Origin of the sequence: Allobosea sp. 2RAB26 (assembly GCF_052115465.1) — a bacterium.
In the GTDB taxonomy this organism is placed as follows: Bacteria; Pseudomonadota; Alphaproteobacteria; order Rhizobiales; family Beijerinckiaceae; genus Allobosea.
Genome location: NZ_JBFRGS010000004.1, coordinates 405,869 through 432,007, shown reverse-complemented (window position 1 = coordinate 432,007; position 26,139 = coordinate 405,869). Strand labels below are relative to the sequence as shown.

Here is a 26,139-nt window from a genome sequence, read left to right as displayed (position 1 = left end):
GGGTTTCATATGCCGGGAGCTATTCGCGCACGCTTTCTGCCGCGAGTTGGCCGAGATACCAGTCATAGGCATTAGGCAGGCCGATTTCGAGAGGGGTCGTCGCCCGCCAGCCCGCGTCTGCGAGACGCTGAACGTCCATGCGCTTCAGCATGCTCCCATCGGGCTTGGTGGCGTCCCACGTGATGGAGCCGGTGAAGCCGGTCACGCGCGCGACTAGTTCGGACAGTTCCTTGATGGTGACATCGGAGCCGGTGCCGACATTGACATGCTCCTCAGCAGAGTAGCGACGCAGCAGAAAAACGCAGGCATCTGCCAGATCGTCGACGTAAAGGAACTCGCGGCGCGGTGATCCGGTGCCCCAACAGGTCACGCTGTCAGACTTAGCCCGGCTGGCTTCGTGGAAACGGCGCAGCAGCGCGGGGATTACATGACTACGAGTGGGGTGGAAATAGTCATTTGGCCCGTAGAGGTTCGATGGCATTGCCGAGATGAAGTCCGCGCCATGTTGCCGCCGATAGGCTTGGCAGAGCTTGATGCCAGCGATCTTGGCAATCGCATACCACTCATTGGTGCGTTCGAGCGGCCCAGTCAGCAGCGATTTCTCGGCGATAGGTTGCGGTGCGTCGCGAGGGTAGATGCAGGACGAGCCTAGGAACAGCAGCTTCTCCACGCCAATCTGATGAGCGGCATGGATCAAATTCGCCTCGATCATCAGATTTTCATAGAGGAACTCAGCTGGAAAGGTGTCGTTGGCGAGGATGCCGCCCACCTTGGCTGCTGCGACCACCACGACCTGGGGCCTCGTGTCTGCCATCCAGCGCTCGACCAAGTCCTGCCGGCGCAAGTCGAGCGCGTCCCTGTCCGCAGTCAGCACCTCGCAGTTCTCGTCGCTAAGCCGACGCACGCAGGCCGAGCCCACCATGCCGCGGTGCCCGGCGACGAAGACTCGCTTGCCATCAAGCCGATAGTCGATGTCGAAGCGCAACTCGACGTTCATTCCGCGGCCTTGAGTACTTGCATAAGTTCACTCTCGCGCGGGCGCGCGCCCGCCATCACCGCGAGGTCGGAGGCGACCATCTCGCTGCACAGTTCTTCGAGACCGATTTTGTGGGACCACCCGAGCTTAGCACGCGCCTTTGCCGGATTGCCGATTAGGAGCTCAACCTCGGTCGGGCGAAAGTAGCGCGGATCAATCCGCACCAGCGTACGCCCGGTCCTGGTGCAGCGGCCGACTTCGTTGACGCCCTCGCCTTCCCAACCAATTGTGCTGTCTACTTCGCGGAAGGCCATCTCGATGAACTTGCGCACAGTGTGCGTCTCGCCGGTCGCCAGTACGTAGTCGTCCGGCTCGGGCTGCTGGACAATGCGCCACATCCCCTCGACATAGTCGCGCGCATGCCCCCAGTCGCGCTGGGCATCGATGTTGCCCATGTAAAGGCAATCCTGCTTGCCCAAATGGATCGCGGCTACCGCGCGTGATATCTTACGGGTAACGAAAGTTTCACCGCGGATCGGACTCTCGTGGTTGAACAACACACCATTTGAGGCGTGCATGTTGTAGGCCTCGCGGTAGTTGACAGTGATCCAGTAGGCGTAAAGCTTCGCCGCAGCGTAGGGCGAGCGGGGATAGAATGGGGTGGTCTCGTCCTGCGGAACTGCCTGCACCTTCCCGTAGAGTTCGGAAGTGGAAGCTTGGTAGAAGCGTGTCGTTTTTGACAGGCCGAGGATCCGGATGGCTTCAAGCAAGCGCAGTGTCCCGAGGGCGTCCGAATTTCCGGTGTACTCAGGCGTCTCAAAACTAACAGCCACATGGCTCTGGGCGCCGAGATTGTAGATCTCGTGCGGCTGGGTTTCTTGAATCACGCGGATCAGATTGGTGGCATCCGTCAGGTCACCATAATGTAGGTGGAAGCGTCCGCCGGAGTGCGGATCTTGGTAGATATGGTCGATTCGATTTGTATTGAAGCTCGATGAGCGACGCTTAATGCCGTGAACGACATAGCCCTTTGAAAGCAGAAGCTCCGACAGGTAAGCTCCGTCTTGCCCGGTGACGCCAGTGATAAGCGCAATTTTCTGTGTCATGTTTAGTCCCGCTTACACACTCATCAAGCGTCGATCTGTTTTCTATGGCGGATATACAATTCAGCTGAGAGTGAAGGCAAGCCGCACAGGCTCGGCCCGTTTTTTTTGGCATCGACCAGCATGTTGACGCGATTGTGAGCGTCAATCGGAACGCCGGCTCGCTGGCCGTATAAAGTCGGCGTCTCAAAGGGTGACGGCGGCCCTAAACCGAAGCCTATCGGGCTCTTAGAGCGCAGCCCGCGCAAGGCGCAGAAGCGGTTCGGACGATAGCGTCCTGCCGAAGAGCGCGCAGTGGCGATTGGTTGTAGACATCGAGAATATGCCCCTTCGATACATCGCCGATCGGCCATTTCCCTTCACCGTCCATGCAGCAATGGGAAACGGCGCCCGTGGCCGTGATCGACATCTCAAACCAGCGGTGGCAGCCGACATGCTGCGCAGAGTTGTCGAGGTTGACGTCGACCTGGCCGAGCCAGTTCTGCCGTTGGTAAACCTGCGGAGCGAACAAGGGGAAGGTCTTCTGTGACCACTCGATGTATTCGGCGTCGCCTGCCGTACCGTCTCCCACGCGAGTGATATGGATGGGAAACTTCAATTCCCCCGTCTCGGCCGCGTTATGGATGCCCCTCAATCGCGCCATGGTGCGATCATAGGGGATACTCATCGCCTTCTCGTAAGCTTCCTTTCGATGATCGGCGAAAGAGATCAGCAGATACCCCATCGACCTCACCTGGCTAAGTCGGTCGATGTTCTTGGCGGTCAAAGGTGTCGCGTTGGTCGTTATGATGACGCTCGCGTTTTCTAGGTTCGTGTCTATGAAATGAAGAACGTCAAACAGCCGGCTGTCGAGAAAGGGCTCATTGACCTTGAAAGGGCAAATTTCGAACGGAAGATCCGTGGGGATGTCCCGCATCTCGTTCAAGATTTTATAGAGCAGTTCATCCGGCATGCGTGTGCCGCGACGTTCCATCCCGATGTAGGGGCAGAAATTACAAGCTGCGTTACACTKGGCCGCAGTTTCCAGATGGAACTGCTTTGGAAAATCCATGTAGCGCGAATTTTGAAACCCCTCGAAGAAAGCTTGGTATCCCTTCAGGAAGGCTTGATCAGCCACGATCGGATCACTCAGGGAAGCGAGCTCAGATCGCACCATTGTGGCAGGGAGAGCTTGGTTCGCGTCGGACAGACGGGGAAGGTCGCGCGCGAGAAACGCCGGCAGGCCCATTTTCACCGCCTGCTTCAAACACAACTCAGCCTCATAGACCCGTCCGGCCTGCTTGAGCTTACCTGCCGCCTTGGTGAGTTGATGTGCCCTGCGAAGTTCAGTAGGCAGCGCCGACAGAGTGGAGATCAGATTGGGCATCCGCAGCCTCGGGATGTTGCGGCCAGCAGCCTGACCCAAGCATCGTCTTATGAGCGCGCACTAGGCGATGCGCAACATCAACTTGTAACCGCTCAATTGGCCTGCTGCCGGCTCTGCGGACGCGGAGTAAAGCTAATCCCCCCTTCCGTCGAACTCGGGCGGGCTGAGAGCGCCTCAAGTCGAGTGCCTGCACCGTCTACTAGAACCGCTCGATACAATCGAACACGCCAGCTCTGGCGGCATCTCGTGTCCGATAGATCTTGCCTCCGATCCGCTCGGTTTACAGCGAGGAAAGGAATCTCTCCATGGCAGCATTGTCTCAAACGTTCCTGGCTCTCCTCATCAAGCATCTCAGCCTCCATCGACCAACGCACGCCACGGCCCGAGAACAGGCCGATCACCGCCGTCACATAGAGCCGGATTTCCGCGATCCAGATGTAAGTGAAGTCTGCGATCCAGGGCTGGTTCGGCTGTGTCGCAGTGAACTGACGATCGAGCACATACGGCGCGACGACCGAGGTAAGACGGGCACCCTCGTCCTTCCGTAGGCCACGACGTCTGGGGCGCGCCCGCAGGGCCTGCGAACGTCAGGCGCTCGCTCCTGGGCAGACCGCGGGAGACGCCCTCTGCCAGTACGTCGCGCCATACATGTCGAGCACCATAGATCGGGTCGCTCGCCTTGAAGCTCACATAGAGCGTGGCGACGACCGTCTCGTCGTCCCGAGAGCGCTGGCTTAGCGAACGTGTCAGCCAGGCATGGAACCCGGAGCGCGAGACATCCTGCACTTCGCAAGCCGCCTCAGTGGGCGGTGAGTTGAATTGCGCTTGGTATAACTGCCGAGTACGTTCCGTGCGGCTTTACGCGGAGCGCTTCCGGAGCATGCTTTTTCAATCACAAGAATTCCTCGGGCAATTCCTGCCCGTGACACTGATCGCATTCCTTATAGTGGCATTCCTATACTGGCATACACGGAACAATCTATTCCGCTGGATAGCCGGGCTCTGGCTGATCTTATGTTCCGTCTATTTTTACGCGAAACACAACCCCGAGCACGCCGTTTTGCTCGCGGCTCTCATGCTCGCCAACTATGCGCTGGGCGAAGCTATCGCTCGCCATACCGGCGGCCGTCGACGTTTGTCCTTTGTCGCCGGGCTAGTTCTCAACGTAGGCGCGCTGGCGTGGTTTAAGTACGCTCAGTTTATCGTCAGCAATATTGAGGCTGCGTTTTCAATCACGCTGGCTTTCAGTGCGCCCGTGCTGCCGCTGGCAATTTCCTTCTTTACGTTCCAGAAGATCGCCTACCTCGCAGACCGATTTAGCGGTCGCGTTGGGCGTGTTCACATTCCGGAATTTATACTCTTCGTCGTCTTCTTCCCTCAATTGATCGCGGGACCAATCGTCCACTTTCGGGAAGTTGGGCGTCAGTTCCTGAGCAAATTCTGGCTTGACCGCGCCATCGTCGGGTTCCACGTCGGAGTAGTGGTCTTCAGTATCGGCTTAGCGAAGAAAACAGTAATTGCCGACACGATAGCTCAGGCGAGCGACCCCATCTTCCGATTTGCCCATGGGGGAGGTGTTATTGACCTCCTCCGTGGTTGGCATGCAGCTTTGGGCTACACCGCTCAGCTGTATTTCGACTTTTCCGGGTACAGCGATATGGCGATCGGCCTGGGCTTGATGCTCGGGATTCGCCTCCCGATCAATTTTCGATCCCCCTACAAGGCCCCCAGCATCATCGACTTCTGGCGCCGCTGGCACATTACCCTGTCCCGCTTTCTCACGGACTACCTGTATATCCCGCTAGGCGGCAATCGCCGGGGCATGTCACGCAGGTTCCTCAACCTGATGATTGTCATGCTGCTTGGCGGGCTTTGGCATGGCGCGCAGTGGACCTTTGTCGCCTGGGGCGCGCTCCATGGCTTCTATCTCATCGTCAACCACGCCTGGCGTTACGCCCGCGGCCCGCTTCCGGCGTCTTGGCTTGAGCGAGCGGCGGGATGGCTGCTCACGTTTTTGGCAGTGGTCGTTGCCTGGGTTCTCTTCAAATCGGACGATTTCCAAACCGCTCAGCGGGTATTTTTGGGCATGATGGGCGCCAACGGCCTTATCGATTTCCAATCATATTCACAGCAGGCCGTCATGAACCTCGCTGGCCAAGCTGAGGTCTACCTACTCGACTCGATCGTGGCCCTCGTCATCGTGATCGCCGCCCTGTGTCTCGCATTTTTTACGCCAACGACCCTTGAACTCGTGGGCTATAAGGAACCGTCGCACGATCAGGCGGCGGAAGGCGACACGCTCGGCGCGATGGATAATCAAGAAAAGGTCCCGCCGGTTTCTTGGACGGTCGCGCTTCTTGCTGGCGTCTCACTAGGTGCAGCCCTCTGGACCGTAGCCGCCGGCCGGCCCTCCGAGTTCATCTACTTCCGGTTCTGACCATGGCGGCGATGCGTACACTCCTAATCATAGCCGCCGCGGCCACGGCCATTCTGGGCCTCTCCGGGTTCGCGTTCTGGGCTTGGTCAACCCCGTCTCCGGATGTCTCGTGGGTGAGAGTGCTTTATCAGTACAAGCTCCCTGCCGCCGAGCGCGTCCAAGGGCCTAAGACGTTGCTTGTCGGAGGGTCCAGCGTGCACTTTGGCTACGACGCCAGAATCATCGAACAGATAACCGGCCGGCCGACCTACAACCTCGGTTCCCATGCGAGCCTTGGCCCGATGTTCCACCTCCACCAAGCCGACAAGCTCGCGAACCCCGGCGATCGGATCGTTCTCGCGATCGAGTACGAGAATTTTACGACAGACTGGAAAGTAACAAACCTCCTCAAGGATTATGTGAGATGGTTCGACCCATCATTCGATATCGGAGTGATGGGGTACTTTTCGACCCGCCTATTTGGGCACGCCCGCGAAATTCTTATCACGTCTGTAGGCGTGGAAAGGCTCGCCGCGATCCTCGACCCATTCCGGCCGCGCCCTGCAACCGCCACTCCAACGATGGCGGCGCCGCCAGTGATTGCCGCTATCCCCGCGGTGTCGGTCGCCCCGACCCCGCCACCCACGAACCCCTATGACAATGCCCTCATCGACCGTTGGGGGGATCAGCCGAATAAGTCCACGCAAGCCATCCCCACGGCTACTCGCGCAGCATTACAAGCAAGCGGCCCGTTCGCCATCGCGCCGTTGCGCAATCGGCTATTCACCGATCTCCACGACTTTGTGCAGCGGAGCAAAGCTCGCGGTGTCGAAGTCATCGCCACTTGGCCGGTGATCATGAAGCACGAAGCATATCAATCCGAGAAACACAGCGCCTTCTTTGTGGAGACCCGGCGGGCATTGGAGGAAGCGGGGGTCAAGGTCGTCGGAGCGCCGCATGACGTTATGGTCCCCTTCGAACAAACCCTAGACACACGGTACCACCTCAATGAAGCCGGGGCCGAAATCACCTCTCGCGCGCTGGGGCAGCAACTCAGTCAGCCCTAGTTCCAGTGTCGGCACCGCGAGGTCTTGCCTTAACCCGCCACTCGCACGGCGCACCCCAAACGACCGCCGGTTCGCCATCCTGTAATAACCTCTCGTCCTAATTTCGCGACGCTAGAAACGCAATTGAACCGCACCGGGTTTCCCGGAGGCCGTTTTTTGAGTCCCGCCGCCATGGCCGGCTCATCCAGCATCGTGTAGTGGCGCTCGTCGGCTTCAGCGGGCGGGATGTTGCCGATAGGCTCCAGCAGCCGTCGATTGTTGAACCAGTTGACCCACTCCAGCGTCGCGAACTCGACGGCCTCGAACGAGCGCCATGGTCCGCGCCGATGGATGACCTCGGCGTTGTAGAGTCCGTTGATCGTCTCGGCGAGAGCTCGGAGCGTTGGCTACGATCAGCCGCTTTGCTTGCTGCACCGCCTCCATGCATTCGGCCTCTCGACCAGCGCGATCCAACCCCCTAGCCCGATCGAGCGCAGCAGACGCTTCTGCCTTGTTCGCCGTACCCCGGCCGACCCTTCGCCTGCTCGGCAGCTGTGGATTGGCCTTCAGTCTGGCGACGGACATCTTCAGGCGGCGTTGCGTTACCTTGCGCTTCTTGGCTCATAATTGCCGCCGGCGGATGAGAGGGGCCGATGCATTGGTGGGAGCATGGCCAATGCGAAACGCGCACTTGAATTTGCCCCATGACGCCGATTCAGAAACGTGGACTGACACGTTTTATGCTGCGGCTGCCTGGTTTGCGTGCCCGCTTTGAGCAGGCGTCTGATGAGATCTTTCTCGATATCTGTGAGGCCTATGATCTGGCGTGGGTTGGACTCGATTTCTGGACTCGGTCGGAAGCGGCAGAACGCGCCGAGCGGATTATGGAATACGAGGGTGGCGGCCTCCTTGGAGTCGGAAGCGGTTGCAGCAGCTGCCGGGTAGTCTGCCACGACACCGAAAAGCTCCTAATAGCGATAGGTGACCGTGCGGTTCCCATATCCTGCGCAGTCACGGCCTAAGGGCCCGCGCTGCTGCTCCGGGAGTTGGCGGTCAGAACTGCCAGGCGGCCAATGCGTTGCCTTCGCGTGTTGGTGCTCTTAACCAGCCCCGACACGGCCTGGAGCCCCGCTGACCGCGACTCGGCGGGGTTCTCCCCGTCTTCTGGTGTGCGCGCGTCGCGTTTTGCGTGCCGGCCGTAACCCGGTCGCCCCAATCTCAGAGCATGCCGCCGAATAGAACTAACACCATGATCGTTGCGCCGACAGCGGCCCAGGCCAACCAGTCCAAATAATGGCGCGGGCGCTTCTGAGACATGCGGGGACCAGTAAAGACACACGAAGTAGTTTGGCGCCAGCATGCATACCCGCCTAGTCGGTCTGTAAGCACGGTCCTCGTGACCATGGAGTACCGGCACGCCGACGCCGCTCGGAACACGGCCCCTGACGCACGGAAGGATTGGTCCGCCCACCGGCGCGTTCTTGTTTCACACTCCGCTAGTAAACTGGCCCGGCGCCGAAAGGGGTGGCGGGCCTTTTTGCGTTTGGCGGGGAACCGCTGCTTTCCCAGCGCGTTTTTCCACCAGTTTTGGCCCGCAGTGGAGGACGCCGCGGGCCGTTCTTTTTTGATTCTCGTCCCGGGATGGGGCAAGGCGTGCGGAACCGTGGGGCGGCCCAGTCGTTTTTTTGCGGGCATGCAAAGCTCCATAGCTGCACGGCCTAGGGCCCCGTCGGACCCGCCGTCCGGCGGGGCTTTTTCCCTTGCGCTTGAACACCGGGAACATTTCCCGCCCCGAAATCGAGCGGCTGAAGACCGCAAAATCGGACGCGCCTAGGCCCATATTGTCCTGTGAGCTTCCATGACAGACTTAAGTTTGTCGTGGTCGCAATCTCTGCGCCGCACGAAAAACTTCAACTGGTGGGCGGAGCTGATTGGCCGCGCAAACTCCTCTATGAGGTGGTACTCAGGGCGAGCGGCATAGTCATGGATGCCGACAACTGCCCCTCGTGGGAGGTGACCTAGAGCCTGAAGAAAGCAGGCAACTCGGAAGCGCCCGTCTACGAGACACAAGTCAAAGTCTGATCGTCCGGAGTCCACGATCGCCCTGGAGTAATTGGAAAAAAGATGGGCGGCTTCCGCAGAGGCGGGCGTTCCCCAATCAAGCGTCCTGCCCACATCGATATGCCGTAGATTGATGTTCGCGCGCCCGCTGGTCTCCGACAGCACCTTTTCAATCCACGCTCTATCGGTATCGACCCCGTAAATAGCGCCCTTCACGATCTTGGCGGCGAGGCACGTGCTGCCGCCAGTTCCGAATTCGAAATAGTTCGTGGTTTCGGACAGGAAAGACTCGAAGAGCTCCACCTCTTTCGGGTGCATTACAATCTGCATAGATGCGGGCCATGGGGTAATCCGCTTTATAAATCGGCGGGTCGCCCTCCCAATGAGATGTGGCCATGCGAAGCGGGGGCGAGAACCAGCCATGGCAAATCTCCCTTCAGGGCAGTCTAGCTGGTTTCGCGCGAGGTGAAGCGCGAGGAACTGTCGCGGGGTCAACGCGTTCCCGTCGCGTGCTGGCCACCACTCTCCGCCGCCCGCACGGCCTCGGGCCCCGCCGCTGCCATACGGCGGGGCCTCCGGTCGGCCAATTCATCCTTGCGTTCCTTTGATGGATTATAAACTGTGAGCATCGCAGGGGGATTGCGATGCCGTTCCGTTCCATCGCCGCCACGCCAGAGGAACTCGCTCGGATCGCCGCGGCTTTTGATGAAGCTTGGAGCGAGATTGCAGCAAGGGTCGACCCGCCCAGCGAGCCCGCCCAACGCGAGCGTCTGGCCTCAATCATCGCCGAGTTGTGGAGGGCGGACCCGAGCGTCGATTTGGCAGTACTCGCTGTCCAACGTTTCGATGAGACCGCGTCGAAAGGACCGGGAGAATCTTGAGCGAGTGAAATAGTAGTCGCCGCCCGGAACTGCTGGTTTCGACAGGGGTTCGCTACTGCGTGGTGGCGTTGTTCACATCCGGCGCCGTCACGGCCTGGGGAGCCCCGCCGCTATTCCCCCCGGAACGGCGGGGCGAACCTCGTGCGTGCGTTGGAGTATCAGTTGTGTGCGCAGCGCGTCGCGTTTTGCGTGTCGGCCCTGGAGTCGCGACCGTCCGTGGGCCTGTCAGCAAGGCGCGTGATGCGCGCCAGCGCAAACTGCACTTTGACGCCATGCCGGAACGGGTTGAGCCCTGCCTGGCTATGCTGAAGTCAAAGCCCCCGGCCGGCGACGAATGGTCGTTCGAAGTGAAATGGGACGGCTATCGTCTCGCCATCCACATTGATAATCGCTCAGTTCGGGTCCTGACCCGCGGCGGGCATGACTGGACGAACCGGTTCCCAACGATCGCGGCTGATGCTCTGGATCTCGGGCTGGATAGCGCCATCTTCGACGGTGAGGCCGTCGTGCTCGACGAACGCGGCGCCTCCGACTTCAGCGCCCTGCAGCAAGCTCTTGGTGGCCGGGGCGGCAAGCGATCTGCCGCCGGAGCGCTCCTGTACGCTTTCGACCTGCTCTATCTCAATGGTCACGATCTTCGTCCGCTGGCGTGTGAGGAGCGGCGCGAGATCCTCGCCGGCATCATAAAGCCCCATACCTCGATCCTGTTCAGCGCGGACGTCGACGCCGAAGGCGACGCCTTCCTGGCGCTCGCCTGCAAGATGGGCCTCGAGGGCATCATCGCGAAGCGGCGCGACGCGCCATATCGCTCCGGCCGGCGCGGCGAATGGCTCAAGATCAAGTGCGTCCAGTCGGAAGGATTTTTCATCATCGGCTATGAGCCGTCGTCGGCGGCGTTGGGCGGTATCGGGCGGCTGCTGCTCGCGGCATGGAAGAGCAACCGGCTGACCTATGTCGGCGGCGTGGGGACCGGGTTCACCGATCGCTCAGCTACCACACTCCGGGAGCAGCTCGACGCGCTCCTGATCGATAAGCCCGCGCTGAAACTGACGAGAAAAGGGACGCGCTGGGTGACGCCATCATTGGTGGCTGAGATCGAATTCCGCGCCTGGACCACGGACGAGAAGCTGCGGCACGCATCGTATAAGGGGCTGCGCGACGTTGCCGATGCCGACGGCGTTCTTCGCCTTGACGAGTAGTGTTGGCTGTTCCCCATGCCGCTTGGCCGTAGCGTTATCAGCTGCGGCGCATGGCTTCAGCTTCCGCAATGACGAGCAGCCCACCGAGTACCGCCAAGACCATGAACGCCGATACATGGCGACTGCCGAGAAAAACTCCGCACAGCGCCGTCGCCGCGAGGACGCACCCGGATAACCGAGAGGTCGCTTTCATGCAGAGAGCGCCCATCACGAGAGTGGCATACGAGCAGAGCAGTCCGCCCCATTCGTCCAGAAATATGGCGTGAGCGGAGGGGGCGCCGAGGCTTACCCCAAATCCGTTTAGCCCGAGCATCACGAAGCCCGTGGCTAAGCCACTCGCCCCCGCGAAGAGCGCTATAACACCACCCGCTCTTCGCATGATTTATCCGGCGCATTGTTGAGCGCCTGTCTTATGCAGGGTCATCGCTTAGCCGGGCATTAATCTCGGCCCAGTGCGCCTTTAATTAGCTCGGACTGCAGGCGCCCAGCATGTTCTCGGGTTTATGTTTCTGGACCATCGCCGAGCAGACGATTGCTGGGGCGCGGATGGATATTCCAGCACCGGAAAGGCTTTTGGCCGTCCTGGCGATTTCGCCGCCGTCGATCCTGCCAAGCGGCGGGATCAGGAGACTGAATTGAATAAGGTCAAGGATTTCAGCGCTATTCGACCAGGTGCTTGCCGGAAGTGGAAGTTCGAACAGGACTTGGGTGACCACATTCTTGCGGTCACGCTTGATGTACAGCCAACGCTTTTCCGCTCCATCAGACATAGTGCAATATGCAGAATTGCAGCCACGGTCCCGAAGGCCAAGCTCGGGCCGCGCGATAACGCCGGCCACAAAATTTTCGACCGTCACCCCAAAATTAGAAGCGGCAGCTTGCTGTGTGACCAATAGTGCCCCGAGCAGTATAAACCCTCGCATTTCCGCCGCCCCCCATTTCGGGGAAGTGTGGGGCCTATAGGAGCTTTCGGAAAGCAGCCAGCGCGTGTCTATGGTCCGCCGCTACTCGCGGTAGGGATTTGCAGCGAGCCATTCCTCGAGCACCGCAACCAGCCGCCTCAACTCAGCTTCCTCGTCCGTGTCTTCAAGGCAGCCCGTGAGCTGCTCGACACGCTCGACTGCCCTGAAGACGTCCAGGGGATTGTGAAGCCGGCCGCTATCGTCATCCCCTGTCATTCGGCGCGCTCGACCTCCCGCGCCTCATAGGCGGCGACCGCGGCTTTGAGCATGTCCAGTTCGAGGGATTCGACCGTATCGGGCCGTGCATCTTCGATTTCGCCGATGCGCTGAAGCGCATAGCGGTAGTCTTCATGGCAGGTAATGCAGGCGGTCGGCGTTTCCGGTCTGAGTTCGGGAACCGCGGTCATCGGATCTCTCCTTCCGTGGCTGACGCCGGAAAAAATTATCGCGAGGCTCTTAATTTTCAAGGGGAGTTTTCGGCCGCCGGCCGTGCCGCTCTTGCCAGAATCGTGTTCGCTCATCCGCGTCGTGGTTCGCCTTCAGCTTGGCGTTGAACTGCTCAAGCGTGACGGCGTCGAAGGCAGGCAGCCAAGCGGCCCTGAAGGCTGCCTTTGCGGCCTCGAGCGAGATTTCATAATCGTTGAATTGGTTCGGCCAGGCATGGCCGATCTGGATGATCCAGCTCCAGCACTTCGGATCATTGCGGCTGGAGTCGCGGATGATGCGCCCGACGTTCTCCCCCATGAAAATCACCCGGTATTCCGGATCGCAATGGCCGGTGATCTCTCGCAGATGCAGCTCGGTTGAGCATTCATCGGGTGTCATCGGAATTCTCAGTACGGGATTTGGAGGCGGTTAAGCGGCGCCGGAAACGGCAAGAGTTCGAACATGAGCGGCGGCATGTGGTCCTCCTCCCAGCAGTAGGCCGCATAGTCGAGCTCCGCCCATTCGTCGGCCTCGGGGCTGCCAGGGCGCGCGTCTTCGATCTCGGTCATTCGCTGCCGAGCCGCCAACCATTCCAGGGTGTCGGTGATGACCATCGCGCCCCGCATTGTCAGTGCCGCGTCGCCTCGTTGTCATTGACCCCGACGCGCCTCGCCTCGCGGAGCCAGTGCCAACGATCGCCGGCGGATTGCTCGACAAAGCTGCGGCCTGCCCTCGCCCGGCAGGAAGAAGGCGTAGTCCTCGCCATTGGCCAGGCGATAGGGCGGATCGAACACGACGAGCTTTTGAACCTGGCCGATGTTCATTTGGACCCGGCTCAACTCGAAATTGCCGCCGCAGGCGATGATCTGCTCGGCCTCGCGGCGAGACAGGGCAGTTCCTGCGGGGGTAGGCGACGGCAGCATAGCTTGACTCCTTGGGGTGCTTGGATGTTCTAATTTTGTTCTCATTCGAGCACGAGTCAAATGTCATCTTCCGATGCCGATCCGGCCAACCATTCCGCCGACCCTGGAGACGGATCTCCGGCACTATCCGTGGATCGTGCTTCGCTTTCGCTGCGATTACTGCAAGCGCTGGGCAGACGGGGGACTGGCGGCCTGTGCGGAGAAATTCGGCGCCGGCACGACGCTGGGCGAACTGCTCGAGATGTTCAGGGGCCGGTGCGCCTGGCGGGCGGAGATCCGCAAACCGCAGAAATACGGGTTCAAGTGCGGGGGCTATTGCCTCGACATCGGCAAGACTCGGCCGCCTGATCTGCCGGCGACAATGTCGGGCTTGACCGTGATCGAGGGTGGAAAGGATGATCTGCTCCCTGCCGAGCCTCGCGAGATCGAGCGGCGGAAGCGGATAGGCGAGGAGTAGCGGGATGTGCGGTCGGTTTAGCCAGGCGTATTCGTGGGAAGAGATCGTCGCCTTCAGCCAGCCGCTGACGGTGCCGGCCGAGCGGCCGAACCTGCGGGCCCGCTACAACATCGCGCCGACGACCGAGGTCGATATCATCGTGCGCGACCAGGACGGCAACCGCGTGCTGCGGAAAGCGCGCTGGGGCCTGATTCCGGGGTGGTGGAAGAAGAAGGCGAATGAGTCCGGCGCGACCTTCAACGCCCGGATCGAGACGGTCGATTCCAGCGCCATGTTTCGGTCAGCCTATGTGAAGCGGCGCTGCATCATCCCTGCGAGCGGCTTCTACGAATGGACCGGCGAGAAGGGCGACAAGACCCCGCATTTTATCAACGCGGCCGATGGCGGCCTGCTCGGCTTCGCCGGCCTCTGGGAAGCCTGGACGAACCCGGAGACTGGCGAAGAGATCATCACCTGCACGATCATCACGCGCGACGCGAACAAATGGATGTCGGAGATTCACAACCGTATGCCGGCCACGTTGCTGCCGCGGGACTTCGAGCCCTGGCTTGATGGCTCGGGCGGCAAGGAATTGTTGATGCAGCCGCCGCAGGAACTGCGCGAATGGATCGTCTCGCAGCGGATGAACAGAACCGGCGTCGGTGATGACGACCCCGCCACGGGCGAGCCGGTGCCGCCCAGTGCGCCGGAGGAACCGGGGGAGTCGTTCAAAGAGACGCTGCTTTAGCGCCCCGCAAACAAAGGGGGCGCCCTTTCGGGCGCCCCAATCCAAGGTGGGATTCGAACCCACGACCCCCGGATTACGAATCCGGCGCTCTATCCCGCTGAGCTACCTGGCTAAACCCAGAATGCCACGCACTAACGATACGTCAAGGCGAATTCGTGCGGGACACTGCCATGAGCACAAGAGGCAGGCTACCTGCGCGCCCGTCTGGCAGTGAAGCTGTAGCAGAACTTGATTTGTTCTGCGGGGGGCGACCAACGATACGTGCAACGAATCGGGCGAAACGGCCTGAATGATGGGCTCCGCGAAGCGCGATAAATCCCACCCTATCCGCCAAAACAGCCTGGCCGTTGCCTATTTGCCTGTCACAGAATGTGGGCGGTGTAACACGGATATGGCAGCAGCGGCGGGCGCAAGTCCGGCTAATCACCTACGACTTGGTGCCGCCGTCACGATCGCGCCACGCGAATAGCGGGCGGTCGTCGAGGCTTGAGTGCGCCCAACAGACCCGCGGAGCTTATCTGCCAGGTGCATCGAACCCCAACCATGGCGGAGGCCGAGACCGTCGAAAGGGGCGGGTATCCGTTCACGCCAACAGTCAATCAGGGGGCGTCGGTGCTTAGGACGCTTGCTCGGTCCTCCCCTCCGTGACTGTTATCATCGTGAACTTTCTTGTCGGCTTCAGCCTCCGTCTGGCTGTTGCGATCCGGTCCGTTCCAGAGCCCATGGAAGGTGTCACAAGATGCCCACCAGATAATTTCGGGCTTAGGCGCTGGCGTTTCGGGCTTTTCTTTCTTTTCCACCATAACAACTCTCCTTAAGAAGGTATTCTAAACCGCTAAAATGGACCGATCGACTTAGAATAGCGTTTCAGTTTCTATGGCCTGGATCTTACCACCGCCAGCCTTCCATTTAGCACGATAGTACGGCACACGAAATCTACGCCCGGTACGATCCTCAATGTCAAACGCAGCAGTTCCAGAAAACTCTCCAACATGCTGGGCGAAAAACCGCCAGTTTGCGTCCTCCCAAGCGGGATAACCGCTTGAAGGCTCTTCAAACCACAGTAGACCAAAGTCTTTTGTACCTACCCAATCAGCAACCTTCTCCGTTCCGTCGGAATAAGCAAACACGGCGCGATACGCCACCAATCCTGGCGACCACGACGGCGATAGGATCGCTGCGATTCCGGATAATCCTGGCTGGAACGACTGCGCAACCGCTAATCTACGTCCTTTTACGGTATTCAATATAAGCGACGATTTTTGATGATCAAAACCGTACATATAGAATACTATAGTTGGAGGGCGGAGTATGTCTAAAAGGTAGTCCGTATCCAAAGAAACTGGACGAGGGATATCACACGCAACAGTGTTGAGATCAGCTTTGCATTTCTTGTGTGCATCCGCCAAATCATTTACGGATTGATTATTTGAATTCTCATATGAGATAAGTCTATCTACCTCTTTTTTATCAATGATTTTCAGAAGAAGAGATGAGCCGTTCTTTAGAGACTGGATGATTTCTTGGTCAACAACTGCCCGACGATACGTCGCAACAATTTCCCTGAGATTCCGCTCTTTTGCATCCGTCCAAGGATCAATTGAATTCGGATCCCACCCCCACAGACTCATGCTCGCCACATAGTATTCTACCGGCGAAGCGTTAGCCTCAGTAAACCCGTCTAGGAATCCGCTAAGCGATTTAAAAACTTGGCCTAACGGATCTTTTTCATCAAGATTTATTGCTTCGACCCCCGCCTTCAATCCTGAAAGTCCTGCGCCCCCGGTTGCTCCTACCTGAACTTCTGCGCGAGATTGTGCATTCGCGTAACGAAAGGCGGTGGAGAATTTCGTCCGAGCACTCGCCGATAGCTGTCCCCAGCCGCCACTGCCACCAAATTCCGACTCAAACGAGGCTTTGAGCTCGCTACTCATCGATCGGAGCGTGATCACGACTGACACGCTCGCGCCACGTCTCTCTGCGACAACGAAGCGTGTCCCACAAGTCTCCGCAAAACGTGCACCGTCAGCAAGTAACGCCTTCGCCGTTGCCGAAAGATCTGCATCGTTACCTAAACCCCATCGACCGTAATCAGAACTGCCAGTCATAACGACAGTAATGGAGTTAGAGTCGAAGGCGTAAGAGGTATCGAACGAGTATTTCGCACTCCCCTTGGCGGTCAAGAAAGCCGCATCAGCCTTTGCGTCTACGTGCATCGAGAAATTTAATTGATCTCTATTTTTTACGTATGTTATTTTTAGATCGCTTTTAACTGCGCCTGAATCGAGTTTAACTTTGGTATCAACAATGCACGGTATCTTGTATTTAGAAACGTCCCGCGGATCAAACCCCCGCGCCAGGGAAAGAGCTATGTTCTCACCATAGCCGTATACTTGAGGATCACCTGACGGGTCGGCGGAGTAAGTCTTACTCAACAAATTCTCGGCAACCACCCTAGGGTTCGCCTTACCGATAGTTAGCGGAGAAACCGCGACCTCACCGCCCCGTATGACTGAAGGACCTGTACTAGGCATCGTGACTTGCGCTTTGGCCAAGTTCACTGAAGCCAGTCCTACTCCGACACTTATCGCGGAAATCAAAATAGCCGCCATCGAAGGCGTTGGCACGAGACGCATAACTTGCTCCCTCGTAAAACCAAAAATACAGAAACTTAATGGATCACGTTGTCAGGCGCTTTGCAATCGCAATGTGCTTGCTTCGATCCGAAGAGGGCAAAGTCAACCTAAATCCCGCATCGCAGATTACTGGCGCGCGGCGGGGAAGTTATCTTGCCACAGGTAGCGTCGGTCGGCCGAACTTCTGCATCATCTACGGGCAGTATTCCGATACTCGGACGTCGGTCAGAGAGCCTCGGAAATGGGCTTCGTGGAAGTTGGACGACGCAGACATCTGTGTTTTCAGCCCTTCCGGGACCGCTGTTCTTAGTATACTTTCGGGTGTAACTGCAGCCAGTTGGGTCGCCGGTACTTGTCGGCTCATGAAGCGGGACAGGGATTCCGCCTAACCGGTCGTTAGACCTCAATCGCTCCGGTTCGGGCGAGAACTCCACCGCTAGCGGCGAAGTGCCCTGATCGCCTGAGACCTGAAGCCGAACCTGATTTGTTCCTCTGGGGGGGGCGGTATGAGTCGCTCTCCCGCTACCACCCCCCGGCCTTCCTGGTGGATGAGCCGTTTCCAGCCTTAGGTCGCACGTCCTCGCTTTGGGCCGTGGGAAACGTAAGCGCCGCGGCCGCATCGTCCGTCTCCTTGATCGACGGACTCTACTAAATCTGGAGGAAGATCAGGGTCTCAGGTCAGGCGAACCTCGGGAACATGCGGGCAACGGGAGTGGCTAACCCTTTTGCCAAGTCATTGAAAACGGCCAGTGTTTGCGGTCCCTTCCGGGACGCCCGCTAGGCTGTCAGGCGATACCGGATCGGGTGTGCTTTCCGACCACTACGCACTCCCGCTACTATGACCGGAAGAAAGATCCACCGGAGCCGCGGGCTGAGCCGCAGCAGGCCGCGCTGTATTGTCGAGCTTTCCCTTCCACCAACCCACGATCAGCGCCACGATGATCGCGGTCGCGGAGAGGACGTATCAGCGTTCGTTCGTCACGCGAGAAGCTCGAGCCTTAACCGGCGCTCACCTGATGAGTGGCAGCACGGTTGCTGCCGCGATTACAACGACGATCGCCGCCCGGATCAGCACCCCGTGACAACGGGTCATTGTCTCGTCGGACGATTTTGACTGCGCTTCCATGAGCAACTCCTCCACGCGACAAGGGCAGGCTTGCGCGAATGCAGAGGAGCAACAAGCGGAAACGCGTCTACCGGGCGCGAACGGTTAGGCTCCGTGGCTTAAACGGCACACTGTGGGATGTGGCCTTGTTCGACGCCGCTGGCGCTCCGCTTGACCCAGCGCGCCAGCGAAACCCGGCGCGTCCAAGGTCCGGCGGGCACGGTTCTGTGGTTCGAAATTCGGGCAGAATTCTAGCGGTCAGACTTCGGCATCCACAGCCTGTCGCCGAGCCATGGCCGACAACCCGCCAGTGGGACGCCGGACTGACGCACATGCGGGCGGGGTCTATTCTGACTTGTTGCTCGAGCGCAGATTCTCACGAAGATCGCGGCCACGATCGGTCAATATGTACGACCCCTCGGAAAGACACCGGACAAGGCCGCGGAAGCCCAGAACCGGCATCCGCCATGTGAATGCCCGTTCCCGAAGACTGCCAGGCTTAAGCCCAGCCGCGCGCGCTACGGCGAATGCGTTGACCATGGCGTCGGCCGCACATCGTATGCCGGAGTCGTCCGGATGCAAGCCAGCCAGCAATAGTTGCCGCTCAGCCCGCGACAGGCGCGTCATCTTAACTCGCGACTTGTGTCTGGTTGATCAAGAGTACCAAACGATGGTCGACCTGACGCAAGATGCGCTCTGCCTCGGAATAATCGTTCCTGTTTATCAGTCGATCCATCGCAAGGTGGATACCCTGCTTAATGGTCTCCAATTCTTCTTTTACAGGCTTCGTCGCAAGCGTCGTCGACATCTAGCCGCCCCCATTTCCGTTTGGGCACGCTGGCATGCCGGGGGAGGTGGGGCAAGGGCGTCTAGGAGCGCTTTCGATCCCGTCGCGCTTCCTGGCTGTTGACCAACTTGCCCGACCACACGAGCGGGGCCGCCAGCCATTCGACATTGGCCCAAATCTCCGGCACAGCAATCCCATTGATCGCGTCAATCAGGGGCTGCTGCGGCACGTTGGTATAGCGCCGGGACATGTCGGCGACCGCGTGCCCAAGAATCTGGTCCTTGACGTACGGGTGCACGCCGTTGACGACCAACTGCGTCGAGACCGTGTGCCTCGCGGTGTACGGGCTGATGTCTTTAATGCCGCTCCTGCGCCTAGCTCCCGCGATAGCGGAGTTAAGCTGGCCGCCGGCATTCTCAAGGATCGGGTATGGTTCGCCCTTGTGGGTGCGAAATACCTTGCCACCACGCTTGCAAAGCGACTCGAACATAGGCGCCAAGAAGTCATGAATCGGCACTCCTCGAGGCTCGCCGGTCTTGCTCCTACGGATAACCAGCCACCGCTTAGCCACATCAACGTCATCGGCTTCGAGCGCGATTAGCTCGATCGGGCGCATGCCCGTGAAAAATAGCGCCGTCATGACCATGGACGGGGCGGGGGACATTGCCGTCACGAAGGCGGCGGCATGCTCATAGCTTGTCGGCGCGTTGCCTACGCGCCGCGATGAGCCTGACGGAGTGTTCGTGCCTTTGAGCTTCGCCTTGGGCACCTCCCAGGTGCGCACTTCCGCCCAACCCTGGCGCGCCGCGTGGTTCCAGACCGCACGAAACGGCGCGTAGAGCTGCCGCAGTCGGGTCTTTGGCCCAGCGGTCGGATAAAGCTGCCCTGCGAGCTTATCGATGTCCGACTGTTTGATCGTGTGGAGGAGGCGGCCTCTGAGATGCACGGCCAAGCCCTTGGGCTGCCCGTCTGCGTTCAACTCAAAGAGAAAGCGGGCCGAGCCGCCGGCGGCAACGAAGGCTTCCGTGGCTTCAAGGAAGGTGATCGTGGATTGCCTGCCAAAGATCGACTGATTGAGTAAGCGCGCTTCAGTTTGGATTCTTAGTGTTTCGGCCGCTTCGGGGTCGCTCGTGCCAGTAGATTCGAAAATGCCTTTGCCTCGGACCGTGCCACGGAGGTAGAAATTTCCGACGCCTTTCCGTTGGACGATTTTGAGGGGCATCGCATCACCTCCCAAACTGCGCGAATGTCATCATCAGTCAGCCGAAGATCGCGCCCGAACACGGCGCCAATTCCATGGCGCCGTGCGACCCGAGCAATCATCTGTTTGGTCGTGCGGAGATGAGCCGCGGCCTCCGTGAGCGTGTGGATTTTGCCTAGCGGGCCTGTGACAGTCAGGGGAGCGGTAGTCTGTGCTTCCGACGGCTGCGTCGCCGTATTGGTGCCCCGTGCCGCAAGCCGCTGGTCGATGCGACTGCTGTATTTCATGACCATCTGCAGCGACATCCCGACCATCGCGGATATTCGCTGATGCGGGGTTCCATGGACGCGCTCGTCGCAAACCTTTGTTGCCCGAAGATCGTGCGGCGTGAACCCCTTTAGGGCCGCTCCTGCCTCCGTTTCCCGGTAGTCATTCCAAGCTCCACGCAATCTGTCCGCGCTGTATGCCTTTCCGCCCGGCGTATGAATAAAGGGCAGGCCGGTTGGTACTTTCCATGAATCGATAGCAGTGGCTTCTTCAGGGCTTAGCGGGCACCAATGTGCCAGGCCGCCAAGCTTGGTGATCGTGGTGTTGATTCCACCGGCGTCTCGATCGGTCGGACGCATACGGACTAGGTCCGAGATACGCTGTCCGGTCGCTCTCCCGAGAATTGCGAGGCGTGCCAATTCTGCTGGAACGTCATCTGACGTCAGGGCTCCCCAAGCGGCTTCAGATAGAGGTTTCGCGCCATCCCTCGTTATCGTCAGCTTATCGACCTCACGGGCGGGATTGTCGGTGCGTAGCCCCTTCTGAACGGCCAGCTTCATCAATTGGTTGATGAGCACCAACACGAGGTTGGCCATCGAAGGGCGATCGGCGTGCGATTCCAATAGTGCCAAAACGTGGGAGACAGAGATCGCCTTGGGGTGACGATGGCTCCATGCTGTCAAAATATGTCCTAGCGCCGCTTCATACGCGATGATGGTGTTTGGCCGATGAGCCTTCCAGGCAGGTTGCGCCTTGTAATCCGCGATCAGCGCGGAAACGGTTAGCTTTGCGGGCCGAGGTGATGAGCCCGCCGGTTTTGTTAGTCGGAGATACTCCGTGCGAAACTCAGGGGTTCCGAATTCCGGCAACCGAATTAGCGGCCCCTTGTCGGGCTTGCCGCGCCGTGCCTGAAAATACCAATAGGACTTACCCGCCGCCTTTCTGACGCGAAAGACGCCGGGGGGTAGGGCCACAAGGCCGCTCTGGCCTGAAACAGTGCCTCGACGCATGGGCTTCTCCGGCCCGACTCGGCGTTGGCATTCTAGCTCGCCCGGTCACTCATGCGAAGCGTGACGCCTCGCCTGGTCCTCGTTTCCAGCGTTCGTGACGGGGTGCCCCCTATTCGCCGATCAAGGACGCGCTTCATTAATCGCAAGCACACCTGCGGTGAACGCTCCCCAGTAAGATCGGGATAGTTGGCGGTAGATCCGGGCGTTCAGGCGGAAATCCGTATCATCTGCGTCGGCAGCGATCTCTGCGCGGTAGGTCAATCCGGCCGCAACTGAACAGAGCCGAAATAGTTCAGCGTAGGTTGGGTAAGCCGGTTGCCGGTCAAAAATCGAATGCGCGATCTCGTAATTTCGAAATGACTTCAGGTTTGCGAGGGCAGACTGATCGGACGGGCTTTCTTCCAAACGACGCCAACGCCTGAGAAACGAGGCGATCCTGTTTGAAATACGCTCCGAACGCGAATTGTGGCGGGACCGGCGCGCGAGTGCTTCCTGAACGTCGGCGCGACCGAGATAGTGAGCCAGAACTGGAAGTGAAGCCTTCGACTGACGGGCAATCGGCCTGCCTTCGTCTGCATCAAATATTCGAGCCAGCTCTATGGACAGCATAATCCGGTGTGCATTCTGGCTTTGCGCGTGGCCGTCCGCGGCCAGTGTCGCCACCTCGGCGAGGGCATCCAGAACCGGTTCATTACTCGCCTGCAGATAGGCACGGCTCGCAAGCGCGCGGCGCACATCCAAGGCAAGTCTCGGCACTATCAGGTCGACCCGTTCCAGCGCTTCTTCGATCGGGGCAATTTTTAGATCCTGCATGGTCCTGCCCTTCTTCTGAGCGCGGCTTCAGCAAGGCAAGCTCACTGCTCGATATCTCGCCCATCTCCGCGAACGGATCATGCTCGACTTTTTAGCTTCATAACGCCATCGCCGCGGCCGTCGGACACGAACTCGATGCCGGCTGCCTGAATAGCGTCGATGATTTTGACGGCGGTTTCGGTGCGCCCGCCCAACGCACCGCCCTCGGCAGCTTCGAGACGCTTGATTGTGGGCAGCGATACGCCGCAACGCTCCGCCATGGTTGCCTGCGACCACTCCAATAGGGCGCGGGCTGCTTTGATCTGTGGAATCGATACTTTTAGTATTGACATTGAGCTACTCGTGGCAACTGATGCCGTTAGTATCACATTTGAGCCAAGGAGCAACGCCATGACCATCCGTCCCGCCGACGTGCTTAACAGCCTCCTCCCCATCAGCCGCCAGGCGATTGAAGTCATCGACGCCACCTACGAGCCCGACGATGCGGATAGTTGCATGCTCTTGAAGTGCAAAGCGCAGGTTATCGGCGGCGAGTTCGACGGCCATCCGCTCGAAATTGAAATGACCTTGGAGGGCTGTGGCGAGATGGATGGCCAGCGCCATTTCGCGGCTTTGCGTCGGGCGATTGGAATCCCCAATCCGGAGACCACTGACGATCTGCGATTCACACCGTTCAACGTGCAGATCGGTGTCGCCCACGGGCGCAATGTGATTCGCGACTATGGCGATTGGGGAGCCTAGCCCGGTGGGGGGCCGACCGACAAAGATAGACGCCGGGCCATCTGGGCTGGGGGGCTTTGACTTCGGCCCGGCGTCCGCCGCCGCATCTCTGAGGCGGTGTCTCGTAATGCTGGGGCTGAATGGTGGAATTAGGGCAGCGGGCTTGGTTCAGCGGAGCGCCGCGCGACACGCGGAACTAGCGGGAATCCGTGTTGCAGCGTGTTGCATGGACTTAATTGCAACACTCGAAAACAGGCGGAATCGCCGGGAATCTGCAACGTGTCGCAAGTCATCCAAGGCGTCTGGTTTCGCCTCGTATTTCTCTAAGTCTTTGATTTTGCTTAGAGAAAGTTGGTAGCGGGAGAGGGACTCGAACCCCCGACACGCGGATTATGATTCCGCTGCTCTAACCAGCTGAGCTACCCCGCCCCAAGACCAGCGACAATGGCGCCGGCGGCTTGCGATGGCGCGGATATAGGGGGCGCAGCAGTGAGCCGTCAAGCCTGCTGGTGCATGCTTCACATCCTTTACACAGATGCGGGCGGCTTTCCCGGAGGCAGACATGGCAATTGTCCAGGGTCCGCCATGCATTCCTGCAATGACGGGACGCTTGATCCCGGCCAAGCCATGCCTAGCTCACATGAAAGGGGTACAAATGTTGGTCATCGCTGGCTGGGCTGCATGTTGCTGCCGTTGCCGCAGTGCGCTGTCGCTCGCGAGGCCATGATCCAGGAGTCCTCGCATATGAGCTCGCTCGTACAAGAACAGTTCAGCTTCTCGATGGGTTTGAAGCTGCTCGCCCGTAGGAGCCTGCTCGCTGCCGCAGCTGTGCTATCCTTGGTGACCGCGCCCTTCGTGATGATCGCTCCCGCCGCGGTGCAGGCTGCCGAACCCTGGCAGCAATCCTGCGCCTACAAAACCCAGTTCGGCGTGCTCGGCTCGGGCATGGGGATTGCCGCCGATTACTGCACGCGTCTGAGCTTCTGCCAGAGGATGGCTGAGCAGAACGATCCGAATATGGTGCAGAAGGGCTGCTTCGGCTTTGCGCCGCAAGCGGCGAACGCGCCGGCCTCCTCCAGCAAGTATCGCTGAGCGCAGGTTTCGCTGAGTAACTGCGCTCGGCCGGGCTTCAGGCCTTTGCCGGGCGCTTTCTCAGTCTGACGACCTTGAAGTAGCCCTTGCCGACATGGACGGTGTCGTAGCGGCCCGTCCGCGCGGCCCAATCCGTCAGCCGGCGGACCTTGAAATCCGTGCTCCAGCCGATCGCCTTGGCGATCGGTGCGAGCGCGGCCCAGAGCGGCGCTGTCAGCGCACTGTCGTCGACCAGCCGGCTTGAGATGATGATCTCGCCACCTGGCTTCAGGACGCGGTCCATTTCATCGAGTGCCTGTTCCGGGTTTGGCACAAGCGTGATGACGAACTGCGCCGTCACCGCATCGAAGCGCTCGTCGCCGAAGCCGAGGCGGCAGGCGTCCATTACCATCAACCCCTTCACATGCTTCAGTCCCTGACTGGCGACCTTGCGGTTGGCCACTTTCAGCATGTCGAGCGAGAGATCGGCGCCAAGCACACGGCGGTCCGGCGTGAAATAGGCAAGCGTCAGGCCGGTGCCGACGCCGATCTCGAGAATATCGGGGCCACAGGCACACGCGGCCGCAACGGCTTCGCGCTGGGCGCGGGCGAGCAGCCGCAAATAGACCTTGTCGTAGAACTTTGCCCAGGTGGCATAGACCCGCTTCTGGCCTTCGAGGTCATAGGTCACAGGCATAGGGCAGCTCGACTGGATCGGAGTGGCGTGGGCGGAGGAGGTGGAGCCGCAGTCACGAGGCTGCGAGGGCAAGCTCGAGCCGGGCAGCCGCAGCCTGGGCTGCAGGCGAGATGATGGTGCCGCCACCCAGGACACGCGCACCGGATCCGGCATGGTCGTAGATCACGCAGGCCTGGCCGGGAGAGACGCCTTCCTCCTCGCCCGCGAGCACGATGATGAGGCCGGAATCGTCACGCAGCAGCCGGGCTTCGCGCGGGGCGCGGGTCGAGCGGACACGCACCGCCACATCGAGGCCTTCAGGCGGCAGGGCGTCCAGTGCGACATCGCCGATCCAGTTGAGATCGCGCAGCCGGACTTCACGCACGCCGAGAGCCTCGCGCGGTCCGACGACGACGCGCGCCTGTTCGGCATCGAGCCTCAGCACATAGAGCGGTTCCGTCGTGCTGATCCCCAGCCCCTTGCGCTGTCCGACAGTGTAGCGAAGGACACCTTCATGGCGGCCCAGCACGCGTCCATCGAGATGGACGATGTCGCCGGGGCGCGCAGCACCGGGCTTTAGCCGTTCGATGACGTCGGCATAGCGGCCATTCGGCACGAAGCAGATGTCCTGGCTGTCTGGCTTGTCGGCGATGGCCAGGCCGAGTTCGGCGGCAAGGGCGCGGGTCTGAGCCTTGTCGATTTCGCCGAGCGGGAAACGCAGCAGGTCGAGCTGATCCTGCATCGTCGCATAAAGGAAATAGCTCTGGTCGCGGGCTTCGTCGGCGGCGCGAAAGAGGCCGCGATGGCCGTTGCCAAGGGCCCGGCTGACGACATAGTGTCCCGTCGCCAGCGCATCGGCGCCGAGCTCGCGGGCGAGCCCGAGCAGGTCGCGGAACTTGACGGTGCGATTGCACTCGACGCAGGGAATGGGCGTCTCGCCGGCGAGATAGCTCTCGGCAAAGCGCTCGATCACGGCGTCGCGGAAGCGGCTCTCATAATCGAGAACATAATGCGGGATGCCGATCGTCTCGGCGACGCGGCGGGCATCATGAATGTCCTGTCCCGCGCAGCAGGCCCCGGCCCGATGGACAGCGGCTCCGTGATCGTAGAGCTGCAGGGTCACGCCGACGACATCATAGCCTTCGCGCTTGAGCAGGGCGGCCACCACGGACGAGTCCACGCCTCCGGACATCGCCGCGACGACGCGCGTCGCCGCGGGCGGCTTGGCGATGTCGAGGGAGTTGAGGGGGGAGGTCATGGCGAGCGGGATCATCCTGGCGAAGGCGACTATGTGGCGGTTCTATACCGGC

The 26,139-nt window shown here is 59.9% G+C and carries 25 protein-coding genes, 1 tRNA gene and 2 pseudogenes; 8 read left to right on the top strand and 20 right to left on the bottom strand.

Going from position 1 to position 26,139, the window contains the following annotated elements; genetic code table 11:
• Positions 1–19: 19 nt before the first annotated feature.
• The 4 genes and pseudogenes from fcl to AB4118_RS10140 form a co-directional block, all read right to left on the bottom strand.
• A complete protein-coding gene (gene fcl, locus AB4118_RS10155; RefSeq protein ID WP_441489597.1) occupies positions 20–997 on the bottom strand; it encodes a GDP-L-fucose synthase in 978 nt (325 codons plus the stop codon).
• Positions 994–2,082 carry a GDP-mannose 4,6-dehydratase gene (gene gmd / locus AB4118_RS10150; RefSeq protein ID WP_441489596.1) on the bottom strand — a complete coding sequence of 363 codons (1,089 nt, stop codon included), beginning with the start codon at positions 2,080–2,082 and terminating at the stop codon, positions 994–996. The genes fcl and gmd overlap by 4 nt, the downstream gene beginning before the upstream one ends.
• Positions 2,083–2,296: 214 nt before the next feature.
• Positions 2,297–3,445, bottom strand: a complete 1,149-nt coding sequence (locus AB4118_RS10145) for a radical SAM/SPASM domain-containing protein (RefSeq protein WP_441489595.1) — start codon at positions 3,443–3,445, stop codon at positions 2,297–2,299.
• Between the two features lie 174 nt (positions 3,446–3,619).
• Positions 3,620–4,252 (bottom strand): annotated as a pseudogene (locus tag AB4118_RS10140) (transposase family protein); the annotation flags it as partial.
• A 73-nt stretch (positions 4,253–4,325) separates the two neighbouring features.
• Between AB4118_RS10140 and AB4118_RS10135 the strand changes: the two are divergent.
• Both AB4118_RS10135 and AB4118_RS10130 read left to right on the top strand, forming a co-directional pair.
• Complete coding sequence (locus AB4118_RS10135; RefSeq protein ID WP_441489594.1) at positions 4,326–5,882, top strand: MBOAT family O-acyltransferase; 1,557 nt, start codon at positions 4,326–4,328, stop codon at positions 5,880–5,882.
• Positions 5,883–6,076: 194 nt separating this feature from the next.
• The gene (locus tag AB4118_RS10130; RefSeq protein ID WP_441489593.1) at positions 6,077–6,928 is read left to right on the top strand and encodes a hypothetical protein; all 852 of its coding nucleotides are present in this window, start codon (positions 6,077–6,079) and stop codon (positions 6,926–6,928) included.
• 29 nt (positions 6,929–6,957) lie between these two features.
• On the opposite strand, the pseudogene AB4118_RS10125 reads toward AB4118_RS10130, so the two are convergent.
• Together AB4118_RS10125 and AB4118_RS10120 are read right to left on the bottom strand one after the other, a co-directional pair.
• Positions 6,958–7,302: pseudogene (locus AB4118_RS10125) on the bottom strand (hypothetical protein); the annotation flags it as partial.
• Positions 7,303–8,737: 1,435 nt separating this feature from the next.
• On the bottom strand, positions 8,738–9,286 hold the full coding sequence (locus AB4118_RS10120; RefSeq protein ID WP_441489592.1) for a class I SAM-dependent methyltransferase: 549 nt from the start codon (positions 9,284–9,286) through the stop codon (positions 8,738–8,740).
• 326 nt (positions 9,287–9,612) lie between these two features.
• Here AB4118_RS10120 and AB4118_RS10115 point away from each other — a divergent pair, with 326 nt between their 5' ends.
• Positions 9,613–9,849 (top strand): hypothetical protein, encoded by a 237-nt coding sequence (locus AB4118_RS10115; protein ID WP_441489591.1) that lies wholly within the window; start codon positions 9,613–9,615, stop codon positions 9,847–9,849.
• A gap of 302 nt (positions 9,850–10,151) precedes the next feature.
• Positions 10,152–11,048 (top strand): non-homologous end-joining DNA ligase, encoded by an 897-nt coding sequence (gene ligD / locus AB4118_RS10110; RefSeq protein ID WP_441489590.1) that lies wholly within the window; start codon positions 10,152–10,154, stop codon positions 11,046–11,048.
• 464 nt (positions 11,049–11,512) lie between these two features.
• Here the strand turns inward: ligD and AB4118_RS10105 are convergent, their stop codons facing one another.
• From AB4118_RS10105 to AB4118_RS10080, 6 genes are all read right to left on the bottom strand, one after another.
• Positions 11,513–11,941: a hypothetical protein gene (locus tag AB4118_RS10105; protein WP_441489589.1), complete on the bottom strand. Its 429-nt coding sequence runs from the start codon at positions 11,939–11,941 to the stop codon at positions 11,513–11,515.
• Between the two features lie 111 nt (positions 11,942–12,052).
• Positions 12,053–12,226 carry a hypothetical protein gene (locus AB4118_RS10100; RefSeq protein WP_441489588.1) on the bottom strand — a complete coding sequence of 58 codons (174 nt, stop codon included), beginning with the start codon at positions 12,224–12,226 and terminating at the stop codon, positions 12,053–12,055.
• Positions 12,223–12,417, bottom strand: a complete 195-nt coding sequence (locus tag AB4118_RS10095; protein ID WP_441489587.1) for a hypothetical protein — start codon at positions 12,415–12,417, stop codon at positions 12,223–12,225. Before AB4118_RS10095 ends, AB4118_RS10100 begins: the two co-directional genes overlap by 4 nt.
• Before the next feature lie 49 nt (positions 12,418–12,466).
• A complete protein-coding gene (locus AB4118_RS10090) occupies positions 12,467–12,835 on the bottom strand; it encodes a hypothetical protein (RefSeq protein WP_441489586.1) in 369 nt (122 codons plus the stop codon).
• A gap of 8 nt (positions 12,836–12,843) precedes the next feature.
• Positions 12,844–13,050, bottom strand: a complete 207-nt coding sequence (locus tag AB4118_RS10085; protein ID WP_441489585.1) for a hypothetical protein — start codon at positions 13,048–13,050, stop codon at positions 12,844–12,846.
• A 36-nt stretch (positions 13,051–13,086) separates the two neighbouring features.
• Positions 13,087–13,359 (bottom strand): hypothetical protein, encoded by a 273-nt coding sequence (locus tag AB4118_RS10080; protein ID WP_441489584.1) that lies wholly within the window; start codon positions 13,357–13,359, stop codon positions 13,087–13,089.
• 73 nt (positions 13,360–13,432) lie between these two features.
• Between AB4118_RS10080 and AB4118_RS10075 the strand changes: the two genes are divergently transcribed.
• Positions 13,433–13,816: a hypothetical protein gene (locus tag AB4118_RS10075; RefSeq protein WP_441489583.1), complete on the top strand. Its 384-nt coding sequence runs from the start codon at positions 13,433–13,435 to the stop codon at positions 13,814–13,816.
• Positions 13,817–13,820: 4 nt separating this feature from the next.
• Entirely contained in the window at positions 13,821–14,543 is a 723-nt protein-coding gene (locus AB4118_RS10070; RefSeq protein WP_441489582.1) for an SOS response-associated peptidase, read from the top strand.
• An 854-nt stretch (positions 14,544–15,397) separates the two neighbouring features.
• Here AB4118_RS10070 and AB4118_RS10065 read toward each other — a convergent pair.
• The 5 genes from AB4118_RS10065 to AB4118_RS10045 all read right to left on the bottom strand — a co-directional run bounded on the left by AB4118_RS10065 (position 15,398) and on the right by AB4118_RS10045 (position 22,694).
• Positions 15,398–17,179 (bottom strand): hypothetical protein, encoded by a 1,782-nt coding sequence (locus AB4118_RS10065; RefSeq protein ID WP_441489581.1) that lies wholly within the window; start codon positions 17,177–17,179, stop codon positions 15,398–15,400.
• 1,974 nt (positions 17,180–19,153) lie between these two features.
• Positions 19,154–20,281 (bottom strand): tyrosine-type recombinase/integrase, encoded by a 1,128-nt coding sequence (locus tag AB4118_RS10060; protein WP_441489654.1) that lies wholly within the window; start codon positions 20,279–20,281, stop codon positions 19,154–19,156.
• Positions 20,173–21,549, bottom strand: a complete 1,377-nt coding sequence (locus tag AB4118_RS10055) for a tyrosine-type recombinase/integrase (protein WP_441489580.1) — start codon at positions 21,547–21,549, stop codon at positions 20,173–20,175. The genes AB4118_RS10060 and AB4118_RS10055 overlap by 109 nt, the downstream gene beginning before the upstream one ends.
• A 120-nt stretch (positions 21,550–21,669) precedes the next feature.
• A complete protein-coding gene (locus AB4118_RS10050; RefSeq protein ID WP_441489579.1) occupies positions 21,670–22,362 on the bottom strand; it encodes a hypothetical protein in 693 nt (230 codons plus the stop codon).
• Between the two features lie 77 nt (positions 22,363–22,439).
• On the bottom strand, positions 22,440–22,694 hold the full coding sequence (locus tag AB4118_RS10045; RefSeq protein WP_441489578.1) for a helix-turn-helix domain-containing protein: 255 nt from the start codon (positions 22,692–22,694) through the stop codon (positions 22,440–22,442).
• Between the two features lie 58 nt (positions 22,695–22,752).
• On the opposite strand from AB4118_RS10045, the gene AB4118_RS10040 reads away from it, so the two are divergent.
• Positions 22,753–23,103, top strand: coding sequence for a hypothetical protein (locus AB4118_RS10040; RefSeq protein ID WP_441489577.1), 351 nt, complete (start codon positions 22,753–22,755; stop codon positions 23,101–23,103).
• A 331-nt stretch (positions 23,104–23,434) separates the two neighbouring features.
• Here the strand turns inward: AB4118_RS10040 and AB4118_RS10035 are convergent.
• Positions 23,435–23,511: transfer RNA gene (locus tag AB4118_RS10035), tRNA-Met, on the bottom strand.
• A 315-nt stretch (positions 23,512–23,826) separates the two neighbouring features.
• On the opposite strand from AB4118_RS10035, the gene AB4118_RS10030 reads away from it, so the two are divergent.
• On the top strand, positions 23,827–24,174 hold the full coding sequence (locus AB4118_RS10030; RefSeq protein WP_441489576.1) for a hypothetical protein: 348 nt from the start codon (positions 23,827–23,829) through the stop codon (positions 24,172–24,174).
• A gap of 37 nt (positions 24,175–24,211) precedes the next feature.
• On the opposite strand, the gene AB4118_RS10025 is transcribed toward AB4118_RS10030, so the two are convergent.
• Both AB4118_RS10025 and mnmA read right to left on the bottom strand, forming a co-directional pair.
• On the bottom strand, positions 24,212–24,850 hold the full coding sequence (locus AB4118_RS10025; RefSeq protein WP_441489575.1) for a class I SAM-dependent methyltransferase: 639 nt from the start codon (positions 24,848–24,850) through the stop codon (positions 24,212–24,214).
• A 52-nt stretch (positions 24,851–24,902) separates the two neighbouring features.
• Entirely contained in the window at positions 24,903–26,087 is a 1,185-nt protein-coding gene (gene mnmA, locus AB4118_RS10020; protein ID WP_441489574.1) for a tRNA 2-thiouridine(34) synthase MnmA, read from the bottom strand.
• Positions 26,088–26,139 lie beyond the last annotated feature (52 nt).

Coding starts and splice junctions, on each gene's coding strand:
- fcl (WP_441489597.1), bottom strand. CDS start 997: ATGAACGTCGAGTTGCGCTTCGACATCGACTATCGGCTTGATGGCAAG.
- gmd (WP_441489596.1), bottom strand. CDS start 2,082: ATGACACAGAAAATTGCGCTTATCACTGGCGTCACCGGGCAAGACGGA.
- AB4118_RS10135 (WP_441489594.1), top strand. CDS start 4,326: ATGCTTTTTCAATCACAAGAATTCCTCGGGCAATTCCTGCCCGTGACA.
- AB4118_RS10120 (WP_441489592.1), bottom strand. CDS start 9,286: ATGCACCCGAAAGAGGTGGAGCTCTTCGAGTCTTTCCTGTCCGAAACC.
- AB4118_RS10115 (WP_441489591.1), top strand. CDS start 9,613: ATGCCGTTCCGTTCCATCGCCGCCACGCCAGAGGAACTCGCTCGGATC.
- ligD (WP_441489590.1), top strand. CDS start 10,152: ATGCTGAAGTCAAAGCCCCCGGCCGGCGACGAATGGTCGTTCGAAGTG.
- AB4118_RS10100 (WP_441489588.1), bottom strand. CDS start 12,226: ATGACAGGGGATGACGATAGCGGCCGGCTTCACAATCCCCTGGACGTC.
- AB4118_RS10095 (WP_441489587.1), bottom strand. CDS start 12,417: ATGACCGCGGTTCCCGAACTCAGACCGGAAACGCCGACCGCCTGCATT.
- AB4118_RS10090 (WP_441489586.1), bottom strand. CDS start 12,835: ATGACACCCGATGAATGCTCAACCGAGCTGCATCTGCGAGAGATCACC.
- AB4118_RS10085 (WP_441489585.1), bottom strand. CDS start 13,050: ATGGTCATCACCGACACCCTGGAATGGTTGGCGGCTCGGCAGCGAATG.
- AB4118_RS10080 (WP_441489584.1), bottom strand. CDS start 13,359: ATGCTGCCGTCGCCTACCCCCGCAGGAACTGCCCTGTCTCGCCGCGAG.
- AB4118_RS10075 (WP_441489583.1), top strand. CDS start 13,433: ATGCCGATCCGGCCAACCATTCCGCCGACCCTGGAGACGGATCTCCGG.
- AB4118_RS10070 (WP_441489582.1), top strand. CDS start 13,821: ATGTGCGGTCGGTTTAGCCAGGCGTATTCGTGGGAAGAGATCGTCGCC.
- AB4118_RS10065 (WP_441489581.1), bottom strand. CDS start 17,179: ATGCGTCTCGTGCCAACGCCTTCGATGGCGGCTATTTTGATTTCCGCG.
- AB4118_RS10055 (WP_441489580.1), bottom strand. CDS start 21,549: ATGCGTCGAGGCACTGTTTCAGGCCAGAGCGGCCTTGTGGCCCTACCC.
- AB4118_RS10050 (WP_441489579.1), bottom strand. CDS start 22,362: ATGCAGGATCTAAAAATTGCCCCGATCGAAGAAGCGCTGGAACGGGTC.
- AB4118_RS10045 (WP_441489578.1), bottom strand. CDS start 22,694: ATGTCAATACTAAAAGTATCGATTCCACAGATCAAAGCAGCCCGCGCC.
- AB4118_RS10040 (WP_441489577.1), top strand. CDS start 22,753: ATGACCATCCGTCCCGCCGACGTGCTTAACAGCCTCCTCCCCATCAGC.
- AB4118_RS10030 (WP_441489576.1), top strand. CDS start 23,827: ATGAGCTCGCTCGTACAAGAACAGTTCAGCTTCTCGATGGGTTTGAAG.
- AB4118_RS10025 (WP_441489575.1), bottom strand. CDS start 24,850: ATGCCTGTGACCTATGACCTCGAAGGCCAGAAGCGGGTCTATGCCACC.
- mnmA (WP_441489574.1), bottom strand. CDS start 26,087: ATGACCTCCCCCCTCAACTCCCTCGACATCGCCAAGCCGCCCGCGGCG.